Source organism: endosymbiont of Lamellibrachia barhami (assembly GCF_011947365.2).
Classification (GTDB): Bacteria; Pseudomonadota; Gammaproteobacteria; order Chromatiales; family Chromatiaceae; genus QGON01.
This window is the reverse complement of the sequence record NZ_JAAVSH020000001.1, coordinates 3,838,405-3,849,040: the sequence shown is the minus strand read 5'-3', so window position 1 is coordinate 3,849,040 and position 10,636 is coordinate 3,838,405. Positions and strand designations below refer to the sequence as shown.

Annotated in this window: 9 protein-coding genes; 5 read left to right on the top strand and 4 right to left on the bottom strand. The window is 54.4% G+C overall.

Features of this window, described 5'->3' with window-relative positions; genetic code table 11:
- Positions 1–705, top strand: a 705-nt coding sequence (locus G9Q73_RS17640) for a GGDEF domain-containing protein (protein WP_177420947.1), incomplete at its 5' end; no start/stop codon positions are given.
- A gap of 30 nt (positions 706–735) precedes the next feature.
- On the opposite strand, the gene G9Q73_RS17635 is transcribed toward G9Q73_RS17640, so the two are convergent.
- The 4 genes from G9Q73_RS17635 to G9Q73_RS17620 all read right to left on the bottom strand — a co-directional run bounded on the left by G9Q73_RS17635 (position 736) and on the right by G9Q73_RS17620 (position 3,742).
- Complete coding sequence (locus G9Q73_RS17635; RefSeq protein WP_177420946.1) at positions 736–1,197, bottom strand: DUF4124 domain-containing protein; 462 nt, start codon at positions 1,195–1,197, stop codon at positions 736–738.
- Positions 1,198–1,311: 114 nt separating this feature from the next.
- Positions 1,312–2,610 carry an ammonium transporter gene (locus G9Q73_RS17630; RefSeq protein ID WP_177420945.1) on the bottom strand — a complete coding sequence of 433 codons (1,299 nt, stop codon included), beginning with the start codon at positions 2,608–2,610 and terminating at the stop codon, positions 1,312–1,314.
- 21 nt (positions 2,611–2,631) lie between these two features.
- Complete coding sequence (gene glnK / locus G9Q73_RS17625) at positions 2,632–2,970, bottom strand: P-II family nitrogen regulator (RefSeq protein ID WP_177420944.1); 339 nt, start codon at positions 2,968–2,970, stop codon at positions 2,632–2,634.
- 67 nt (positions 2,971–3,037) lie between these two features.
- The gene (locus tag G9Q73_RS17620) at positions 3,038–3,742 is read right to left on the bottom strand and encodes a TorF family putative porin (protein WP_177420943.1); all 705 of its coding nucleotides are present in this window, start codon (positions 3,740–3,742) and stop codon (positions 3,038–3,040) included.
- Positions 3,743–4,191: 449 nt separating this feature from the next.
- Between G9Q73_RS17620 and G9Q73_RS17615 the strand changes: the two genes are divergently transcribed.
- The 4 genes from G9Q73_RS17615 (at position 4,192) to ubiK (ending at position 10,340) form a co-directional block, all read left to right on the top strand.
- Positions 4,192–6,213, top strand: a complete 2,022-nt coding sequence (locus tag G9Q73_RS17615; protein WP_177420942.1) for a TonB-dependent receptor plug domain-containing protein — start codon at positions 4,192–4,194, stop codon at positions 6,211–6,213.
- 33 nt (positions 6,214–6,246) lie between these two features.
- A complete protein-coding gene (locus G9Q73_RS17610) occupies positions 6,247–7,152 on the top strand; it encodes an ABC transporter substrate-binding protein (RefSeq protein WP_177420941.1) in 906 nt (301 codons plus the stop codon).
- Positions 7,153–7,167: 15 nt separating this feature from the next.
- Positions 7,168–10,008, top strand: a complete 2,841-nt coding sequence (locus G9Q73_RS17605) for a response regulator (RefSeq protein ID WP_177420940.1) — start codon at positions 7,168–7,170, stop codon at positions 10,006–10,008.
- Between the two features lie 86 nt (positions 10,009–10,094).
- Positions 10,095–10,340, top strand: coding sequence for a ubiquinone biosynthesis accessory factor UbiK (gene ubiK / locus G9Q73_RS17600; protein WP_177420939.1), 246 nt, complete (start codon positions 10,095–10,097; stop codon positions 10,338–10,340).
- The last annotated feature ends 296 nt before the right edge of the window (positions 10,341–10,636 follow it).

The following is a 10,636-nucleotide window of genomic DNA, read 5'->3' as shown; positions in this document are numbered from 1 at the left end:
AAGGTGCTGGAGACCCAAACGCAAGAGTTGAAAGGCGATCCAAACCTGGTTGACCTGAAACGGATCGCTGATACTTTGTTGACGGCCACGACCGAGGCCATATCGTCCAATCAATCGATGCGTAATCAGCTCGAGTCTGTCGAGAAGGATACCTCTGAACTCAAGAACCAGGTTAAACAGTTGCAGGATCAGGCGAGCAGGGATTCGCTGACCGGGCTTTACAATCGTACCGCGTTGTCGCAGCAGCTCGACTCTATGATCGAACGAGGTGCCAGCGAGGATGCCCCACTCAGCCTGTTGATGGTGGATATCGACCATTTTAAACGGTTTAACGACAACTTCGGCCATTTGATCGGTGATGAGGTTATCCGGCGGGTGAGCATGGCACTGCAACAGGGCGTGCGGGACGTGGATGTCGCAGCGCGTTTTGGCGGAGAGGAGTTTACCGTAGTGCTGCCGGGGACTAGTCTGGATGAGGCGATGGAGGTGGCGCAAAAGCTCCATGAGGCGATCAGTAAATTGGTGTTGGTCAGACGTAGTACGAAGGAGAAGTTACCCGGCATTACGGTCTCGATGGGTGCCTCCTGTCTACATCCGGGTGATTCGCGTGAGTCACTTATTGAGCGGGCCGATCAGGCTCTCTATCACGCCAAGGAGAATGGCCGAAATCGCATTGTCAGCGAGACCAAAACCCTGGTTCATTGAGCCTGTTTGAGGGGGTGGAGCGGATGGTGGTTACTTCCTGCACCACTGCGCCACATCAGCCTTTAACTGCTCAATGAATCGGTCTCTCTCCTTATAATTGAAATAGCGCCGTCCATGCTCTTCGCTGTAATCGTAAATGCTGCCGGCGGTTGAGTAGCTCTCCAGCCGTGAACGGGCCTCTTTGCAGCGAGCCTTGCGTTCGGCTTTTTTCTGCTGTGCTTTCTTCTTCGCCTCTTTGCGTGCCGCCCGCTCTTCACGATAGATGTCGAGCATGCGCTGCCGGGTCGCCTTTCGGTCGTTGCGGATTGGAGGAGGGGTGTCGTTACGGGGTGAAGTGCGCAACTCTATCTCCTGCCTGTTTTCGGCCACGGGACGGTCGCTATAATGCGTTCGCCCCGCCTCATCCACCCATTTATAGATGCCAGCCTGGGTACAGGGGATGATCAGCAGGCCGGCAAAAAAACCGACTTTCCATCGAGAGAGATGTCTCATTTGCCACTTTCCCTATCTGCCTGATATCCAAGATTAGCACGCCTATATTTTTTCGGGGCACAAAAAAAGGGCGCCAGAGGCGCCCTGAAATAGAGGGATAATCGTTATTATTCGTTACATACCTGAGCCGCGGGAGCCGGTGAATTCGGGATAGGCTTCCATGCCGCACTCGCCGATATCCACACCTTCATACTCCTCTTCCTCGCTGACCCGGATACCCGTCACGATCTTGATGATCATCCAAACCGCAAAGCTCGCACCGAATACCCAGACAAAGATCGTCAGCAGGCCGACGAACTGTCCCAAAAAGGTTGCGCCATCATTGGTCAGCGGCACCGCCAGCAGGCCCCACATGCCCACTGCACCGTGGACTGAGATGGCACCCACCGGGTCATCGATCTTCAGCTTGTCCAGGGTAATGATGGAGAAGACCACCAGGACGCCACCCGCGGCACCAATCAGTGTTGCCACCAACGGAGTCGGGGTGGAGGGCTCTGCGGTAATCGCAACCAGTCCCGCCAAGGCGCCATTCAGAATCATCGAGAGATCCGCCTTGCCAAACAGCATGCGCGCCACGAGCATCGCTGCCACAACACCACCGGCAGCCGCCGCATTGGTATTGAGGAAGACCATCGCAACTGAGTTGGCGCTGGCAACATCGCCCAGCTTGAGCACAGAGCCACCGTTGAAGCCGAACCAGCCCATCCAGAGGATGAAGGTGCCCAGGGTTGCCATCGGCATGTTGGCGCCAGGGATCGGATTCACCTTGCCATCAGCAGAGTATTTTCCCTTTCGAGCGCCCAACAACAGTACACCCGCCAGGGCTGCAGAGGCGCCGGCCAAGTGCACGATGCCGGAGCCGGCAAAGTCAGAGAAGCCGAAGTCATCACCCAGGCTGAAGAGGCCGAAGACAGACTGGCCGCCCCAGGTCCATGCGCCTTCCAGCGGGTAGATGACTGAGGTCATCACGACAGCGAAGAGCAGGAAGGCCCACAGCTTCATACGCTCAGCCACAGCGCCAGAGACGATAGACATCGCCGTCGCCACAAACACCACCTGGAAGAAGAAGTCGGAGGCATTGGAGTAGACCGAATCACCAGCAAAACCGGCTTCGGCTGACTCTTTAAGCACAGTTGCAGTCAACGCATCCGCACTCTCCGCCCCATCCAGCGCAATAGAGTTCAGGAAAAGACCGCCGTCATACATGATGTCGTAACCCACAACCATGTAGGCGGTACATGCGATGGCGAAAAGCGCCACATTTTTGGTCAAAATCTCGGTGGTGTTCTTGGCCCGAACCAGGCCCGCTTCAAGCATGGCAAAGCCTGCCGCCATCCACATTACCAACGCACCCATTACCAGAAAGTAGAAGGTATCGAGGGCGTACTGTAGTTCAAAAATCTGATTTTCCATCTGCTTAACCTCTCTATTGACCTAGAGTGCGTCGGGGCCGGTTTCGCCAGTGCGTACACGGACCACCTGCTCGACGGGCATGACAAAGATCTTGCCATCGCCGATCTTGCCGGTTTTGGCCGCTTTGGTGACTGCATCGACTACCTGATCAACTGTAGAATCATCAACGGCGATATCGATCTTGATCTTGGGCAGAAAATCCACCACGTACTCAGCGCCGCGGTAGAGTTCTGTGTGACCTTTCTGACGCCCAAAACCTTTGACTTCGGTTACCGTGATGCCGGCGATGCCGATCTCAGAGAGTGCCTCTCGAACGTCATCGAGTTTGAAGGGCTTGATGATTGCGGTAATCATTTTCATGGGTGTTTCACCTTAATTCGCTCGGCCCGCCAGTGGGCGGGCCGTGGGTTTATAATGCAGGCCTGAATTAGAAGGACTTGCTCCAGGAGACAAAGAATTTAATGTCGGAGCCATCCATGTCTGTATCCGCAAGGCTCAGGCTGACATCACCGTAGTCACCGGCGCTTTTGCTCAGGTCGACCTGATAGTGGGTGTAGTCATCATCGCTGCTGTTGGTGAAGTCATACTTGCCGACAGTACCGCCGATGCTGAAATCTTGGGGCAGGTCGAAACTCACGCCGGCGTAGTAGTAGATGTCGCCACTGACGTAGAGGCCGGTGTCATTATCGGCTTGGCCGCTGAGGGTGTAGTTCAGACCTGCGGAGAGGAATTTCCAGCTACCGCTCAAACCGAGTTCGAGGAAATTGGAGTCTGCAGAGTCATCGTAGGTGTAGTAGATCAGGCCTGCGTCGTAACCGAAGTCACCGATCTCACCGGCATAACCGCCATAGAGGTCGAGTTCATAACTGACAGGACTGGGAGTTGTTGCGCCGGCACCGTCAACCGTGCTCCAGTCAACGTTGGAAGCCCACGCGCCAACGTAGAAACCGCTGCCGTGAGCGTAGTCCACGCCACCGGAAACAGCTGCGCCGTCATCTGTCTGAGTCACGCCGCGCCAGATATAGTTACTTGTGACGCCAATGTTCATGCTGAACGCATCGTCCGCAACGGACAGGCCGGACATACTCAGCATAACTGCGCCGCAGGCCAAAGCGATTTTATTCATTTTCATATTCGTTTCCTCACTACCTAAAGGTTTATAAAATTAAATCAATTCAGTGCAGTGACTTATGCGCTGCAACAATGGATCTCAGGTCTGGTTAAGCATGAGTCGTGCCAATCTATTATTTATAATTCTTTTCAGTGTGTTATGAGTTTTTATAGGATTAGTTGAGTCCTGTGAAAAATCTGCCTTGCACCAAGATGAAGTGCGATTTGATGTGGGGCACGACCGTGGTGCGCTGTTTTGGTGCGCGGTCTGGTAACACGGGAGAGTTTTGGCGTAATAGACCAGGCGCTACATCAATATGATTCAACACTCGAATCAGCCACTTACGTCTGACCTATTAGGTATATTTTTCTACAGTTCCACCCCGCCAGGCCGATCAACTGTTCCAAGCACCCCGATCCCTGAGCGCATTTTCAGGTTTGCGGTGAATTTTTTGTTGCTGGAGAGTCGGGATGAATAAGTGTCAGCCCTTGTATTACCTTATTGCCATACTGGTTTTAGGGGCTTCTTTCACTGGCCAAGTGATTGCAGAGACGGAATTAGCGGAGCTGGATTCGTTGCTGGATGACGAGGAACTGCTGTTTGGAGATATCCCCTCGGTCTTCAGTGCCTCGAAATATGAACAGAAGGTGACCGAGGCGCCGGCCAGGATCAGCATCGTGACTGCTGATGAGATCCAGCGTTATGGTCATCGCACGCTGATGGATGTTCTGAACACCCTGCCCGGGTTCCAAACCACCTACGACCGCAGCTACACATATGTAGGGACTCGTGGCTTTGGCGTACCCGGTGACTTCAATACTCGCATCCTTCTGCTGGTGGATGGCCATCGCATTAACGAAAACATCTACGACGGAATGTTCGCAGACCGGGGATTTTCCGTGAATATCGATCTCATTGACCGGGTGGAGGTGGTGCGGGGTCCCGCCTCCTCACTCTACGGCAGCAGCGCCTTCTTTGGTGTGATCAATGTGATCACAAAACGGGGACGCGATCTCCAGGGGGCAGAGATCTCTGCCGCTGCGGGCAGTCAGAACAGTTACCAGGGACGTATCAGCTACGGGGAGCGATTTGACAATGGCTTCGAGCTGTTGCTCTCGGCAAGTGGCTACGATAGTGATGGTGATGATCGGCTCTACTATGCTGAATTTGACGATCCTGCCAGCAACAACGGCATCGCCGAAAATGCGGACGATGCAACCAACCGGAACCTTTTTGCCAAGCTGTCCTACGGCGATTTCACCCTCTCTGGTGTGTATGAAGAGTACGAGAAGGGAGTTCCCACCGCTTCCTACGAGACACTTTTCAATGATTCACGCACGCGAACCTGGGAAGGTCATGCCTATCTCAATCTGAAATACCAGCACCTGATGGAGAACGGGGCCGACGTCACGGCCCGGCTGTTTTATGACGACTATTGGTATGCTGGTGACTGGGCCTATGACTATGCTGATCCAGGTGATCCACCGGATGAGGTGGTATACAAAGAGGAATCCGACGGTGATTGGTGGGGCGCCGAAGCCCAGATATCCCAGGCGCTGTTCGAAAGCCATCGCCTGACCCTGGGTACCGAGTACCGCAACAACCTGCAGGAGAAACAGTATAGTTATGATAGTTACGATGTCTCTCTGGATCTTGATACGGACAGCTACACTTGGGCCGTCTACCTGCAGGATGAGTTCCGGGTCCGGGACGACCTGATCCTCAATCTGGGTCTGCGTTACGACTATTTCTCCACCGTTGGCAGCACCGTCAATCCCCGTGCCGCAGTCATCTGGACACCCTATGAGCCGACTACCCTGAAGCTGCTCTATGGCACAGCTTTCCGCGCGCCTAACCCCTATGAGCTCCATTTCCATGATGGTGGAATCTCACAGAAAGCCCCAGACGGACTCGATCCTGAGACCATCGAGACCTATGAGCTGATCCTGGAGCAGCAGCTGAATGCGAATCTGAACCTGGTGGGCTCGGTCTATCGGAATAATATTGAAGATTTGCTCGCTCTGACCACCGACCCGGCGGACGATCTTCTGGTATTCGAAAACAGAGGGGATGCCACGGCTACGGGTGCGGAACTGGAGTTGCAGGGGCAGTGGGAAAGTGGCTGGTCAGGATCGGTCAGTTACTCTTATCAGCAGGCGGAAGACGCCACGGGTGAGCGGCTGGTCAACTCCCCAAGTAATATGGCGAAACTCAATCTCATCGCCCCGCTGGCGGGTGATGATTTCAGCGCCGGTCTGGAGTTGCAGTATGAGAGCGGGCGAAAAACCCTCAGCGGCGATGAGACCGACGGGCGCGTTATCACCAACCTGACACTCTTCAGCAGGAACTGGATTCAAGGGCTGAAGATCTCTGCCAGTGTCTATAACCTGTTTGACGAGAACTATGCCAATCCGGGTTTCGAAGAGCATGCACAGGATCAGATCGAGCAGGATGGCCGCACCTTCCGCCTCAAGTTCGATTATGCACTTTAATTGATTCCAGACTATCTGGTGCAACCATCCGGCATGGGACGTCTACGTATACTCAAGGCATTATTGCTGCTGTTGATGATAACGGCAGTTCCCGCCTCGGGAACGGAGGCGCCGGTTATCGCCATCATGAGTGGCCAGACGGCAAAACCCTACCTGCAGACGGTGGAGAGTTTTAAAGCATCGCTCAAGCAGTCCCGTCCGGGAGTTGCGTTCGTCCGGCCTGATTCAGGGGGCAGTAAAAATGTGCTGCAACCACCGGCACTGGTCTTTGCCCTCGGCACCAAGGCGGTGCGTGAGTCACTTGCGAAACTGGGTGGCCGGGAGTTAGTGGCCACCATGATTCTCAGCAACAGATCGCTGAATGATTCATCCCATGCCACTGCTGTACTGCTCAAGACCTCACCCCTGAAGCAGCTGGAATGGCATCGCCGATTTCTGCCAAATGCCAGGCGAGTCGGGATTCTCTATGACCCCCAGCGCAATCAGGACTGGGTGGATGCAGCTAAGATTGCTGCGGCCAAATTGGGTCTTGAGATCATTGCGGTTCCGGTAAAGTCGGCCAAAGCGCTGCCATCGGCATTAAAGTTGTTGGGCCGCAATGCCGATAGCATCCTGGGGATTGCGGATAAAACGGTCTATTCCGGCAAAACAGCTAAAGCAGTACTGCTCTTCTCGTTTCGCAACCGTATCCCTTTTATTGGGCTTTCGGGTGCCTGGGTCAAAGCTGGAGCACTCTACGCGCTCGATTGGGACTATCTGGAACTGGGTCGGCAGTGTGCCGCTATCGCGTTGAAGATTCTCGATGGGACAAAGGCCGAAATGATCAAACCACAGTTGCCGGACAAGCGACTCTACCTGCTCAACCTGAAGACGGCAAAGCATATGAAACTGGAAATCAGTCAGGCATTGATTGATGGGGCTTCCAAGGTTTACAAATAATGGAGGGAATCGGCGATGCAGTCTAAAGGCTTTGGTCTGACAACGAAATTCAACCTGCTCTCGATCCTGCTGGTGCTTCTTACCGCTATGGCAGTCACAATCTATGAGGTCGAGCGAGGGCAGCATAGCCGTCTCGAAGCACTGGTGGCGCATGGTATGGAGACGGTGGAACTGATCGCCAAATTCAGCGAATACGCCCTGTTTGCTGAAGATGAAGAGACCCTCAAAACCATCCTCACCAGCGTAAGTGATGAAGAGACAACCTACCTGGGGCTGTTGCGCCCGAATAAAACGGTACTGGCAGAAAAGTGGTTGGATCCGTCCCATGAGGTATTCCCTGATTGGCAGGTTGACGGCCAAAACGGCAAAGATACGGGCGTATCCAGTACTGATGGAAGGTATATCAAGATCCTTTTACCGGTGATGAGTACACAGAACACAGAACTGGATGCATTTCTAACGGAGGATGAAGCCAAGTCCCCCAAGCGGGAACTCCTGGGCTATGTACGCTTGGTAGTCAATACTGATCTGATGCGGCAACAGGCAACAGAGGCTCTCTGGTCAGCGATATGGGTGACTATGCTGATTGTCGGTGTGGCAATCCTCCTGACACTGCTGCTCACCCGAAGAATTACCCGTCCTGTCGCTCAGTTGGTGCAAGCCACTCAGGAGATAGCCGATGGATATCTGAATGAACAGGTGGCAGTAACGGCAGGTGGTGAATTGAACCACTTGGCGGACAACTTCAACCGCATGGTTAAACAGCTGACTCGCTCCCGAAAAGAGGTTGAAGCGTACCAGCAGACACTTGAACAGCGGGTGGAGGAGCGCACTAAAGCGCTATTGATAGCAAAAGAGGGGGCCGAGGCCGCCAGCCAGGCCAAGAGCGAGTTCCTCGCCACCATGAGTCACGAGATCCGCACCCCGATGAACGGCGTGCTGGGCATGACCGAACTGCTGCTGGGAGGTGAGCTGAACGACCGCCAGCGCCACTTCGCTGAGACCATTCGGCGATCAGGCGATTCGCTGCTGGTGATCATTAACGACATCCTCGACTTCTCCAAGATCGAAGCCGGCAAGCTGGAACTGGAGAGCCACGATTTCAATCTGCGTAACCTGCTGGAAGATACTGCCGAGCTGCTGGCGGAACGTGCCCACAACAAAGGGCTCGACCTGACCCCGGTGATGCCCCTCGAACCGGTGCTCATGGTGAAAAGCGATGAGAATCGGTTGCGTCAGGTGTTGGTGAACCTGATCGGCAATGCCATCAAATTCACTGAGGTGGGTGAAGTGGTGGTGCGCACGAACATTACCTATGAAACAGATGACAAGGTGGGGTTTCGTTTTGAGGTGTCGGACACCGGCATCGGCATGACCAGGGAGCAACAGGCAGGGATATTTGATGCGTTCTCCCAGGCGGATAGTTCCACCACCCGGCACTTTGGTGGCACTGGCCTTGGTCTGGCCATCTCCCACCGGTTGGTCACACTGTTGGGTGGCGCTCTGGAGGTGGAGAGTGAACTGGGTAGAGGCTCAACCTTCCGGTTTACCCTGCCCCTGATACGTTCTGAAGTGGTGGAAGAGAGCCCGCAATTTACCCGGGAACTGAGAGGTAAACGGGTGTTGATCGTGGACGACAATGCCACCAACCGGGAGATCCTGCACAATCAGATCATCAACTGGGGGATGCTCAACGGCAGTGCGGATAACGGGATAAAGGCTCTGGAGATGCTGCAGCAGGCGGCAGAAAGAGAGGAAAGCTACGACATGATTCTGCTGGACTGGCATATGCCGAATATGGATGGCATCGAATTGGCGCGCCGCATACAGGCGGATCCGACGATTCCGGCACTTCACATGGTTATGCTCAGCTCGGCCGCTTTTGATGAAGAGGCCGCCAGGGCAGTGGATGTAGGCATCCACCGCTATCTGAACAAACCCGTCAGACAGGAAGCGCTGTTCAACTGTCTGACTGCTGTCATGAACGCACCTGCGCGCCCAGCCGATGATGCGGAGTCCGGCAACACCAAACAGACGGATGCAGCCCTGTTTAACGCCCGAATCCTGTTGGCCGAAGACAATACGGTTAATCAGGAGGTGGCCAAAGGGATGCTGGAGCTGATGGGCTGCCAGGTAACTGTGGCATCGAATGGACAGGAGGCTGTAGATGCCACGCTGAACACGGACTTTGACCTGATCCTGCTGGACTGTCATATGCCGGTCAAGGATGGTTTTAGTGCAGCATCCGAGATACGTCAACAGGGAAAAGCAGATACAGAGAAGAGGCATCTGCCCATTGTTGCGCTGACAGCCAATGTGCAGAAAGGGATACAGGATCAGTGCCAAGCTGCCGGGATGGACGAGTACATGAGTAAACCCTTCGAGCAGCAACAGTTGCGGGCCATCCTGACACGCTGGCTGGATATCGACCCGGAAAACCCTGTAGCGGAAACCAAATCAGTTCCCAGTAACACGGGTGCGCCCGATGAGGTTGAAGCTGTATTGCAGAGGAGACCATTGGATAATCTCCGTGCGCTGCAACGACCCGGGCTACCCAGCATCCTGGGCAAGGTGATCAATATTTACCTCGAAAGTTCGCCTGGCCTGCTGGAATCTGTCCACAAGGCGGTTACTCAAGGTGATGCCACTGCCTTGCTGGAGGCCGCCCACAGCCTGAAGTCGAGTAGCGCCAACCTGGGCGCAGCGCAATTGGCCAAGGTCTGCCGGGAACTGGAAACTCTGGGTAGAGAGGGACGCACGGAAACCGCCAGCTTTTTATTGAAACGGCTCGATACAGAATTTGAGGCCGTCTGTTCAGCATTGAGCAGCGAGTTGCTGGAGCTGGTCGGTGCCTGACAAGACGCTACATTTCCATAATGACTCACTTTTCAATATGCTGAACCAAGCTGGACAAGCGCCTGACTGCCCGTTAAGGTGCTTTTATGCTTGACCCGAAATTCATTGATGATCTGGCCGACCGGCTTGCCGGAAGTGTGCCGGGCAGTATCCAGATCCTGCAGGATGATCTGAAGAAGAATCTGCGTGCCAGCCTGGAAGCCGGACTTGCCAAACTCGATCTGGTGACAAGGGAGGAGTTTGATGTGCAGAGCGCTGTGCTGATCCGTACCAGAGAGAAACTCGATCGGCTGGAGACAATCGTCCGGGAGCTGGAAGCAAAGGACGCCTGAAATAGTCCCTGCCCGTTAACCCACCAAAGCGTAGGCACGATCAAGCGTAGCGGATTGGGCGGTTTTGGCTGGCTGGCCATGCGTGGTTGCCGGTTCCGCTACGCTTGAACCGGCCTACTATTAGTTAGTGCCCGTCCGGAGACACTGTTTTCACCACGAAGCGCACGAAGAACACGAAGAAAGTTCATCGTTAATCAATCTTTTACCTTCGCGCTCTTCGTGTCCTTTGTGGTTAGATGTGGGTTTCCGGCTGGACACTAGTTAGGTGCTTCAGGATCGATTACCCTTCAATAATT

What these genes read in the sequence shown, in the direction of transcription:
- G9Q73_RS17635 (WP_177420946.1), bottom strand. Translation starts at nt 1,197, where the DNA reads ATGAGACATCTCTCTCGATGGAAAGTCGGTTTTTTTGCCGGCCTGCTG.
- G9Q73_RS17630 (WP_177420945.1), bottom strand. Translation starts at nt 2,610, where the DNA reads ATGGAAAATCAGATTTTTGAACTACAGTACGCCCTCGATACCTTCTAC.
- glnK (WP_177420944.1), bottom strand. Translation starts at nt 2,970, where the DNA reads ATGAAAATGATTACCGCAATCATCAAGCCCTTCAAACTCGATGACGTT.
- G9Q73_RS17620 (WP_177420943.1), bottom strand. Translation starts at nt 3,742, where the DNA reads ATGAAAATGAATAAAATCGCTTTGGCCTGCGGCGCAGTTATGCTGAGT.
- G9Q73_RS17615 (WP_177420942.1), top strand. Translation starts at nt 4,192, where the DNA reads ATGAATAAGTGTCAGCCCTTGTATTACCTTATTGCCATACTGGTTTTA.
- G9Q73_RS17610 (WP_177420941.1), top strand. Translation starts at nt 6,247, where the DNA reads ATGGGACGTCTACGTATACTCAAGGCATTATTGCTGCTGTTGATGATA.
- G9Q73_RS17605 (WP_177420940.1), top strand. Translation starts at nt 7,168, where the DNA reads ATGCAGTCTAAAGGCTTTGGTCTGACAACGAAATTCAACCTGCTCTCG.
- ubiK (WP_177420939.1), top strand. Translation starts at nt 10,095, where the DNA reads ATGCTTGACCCGAAATTCATTGATGATCTGGCCGACCGGCTTGCCGGA.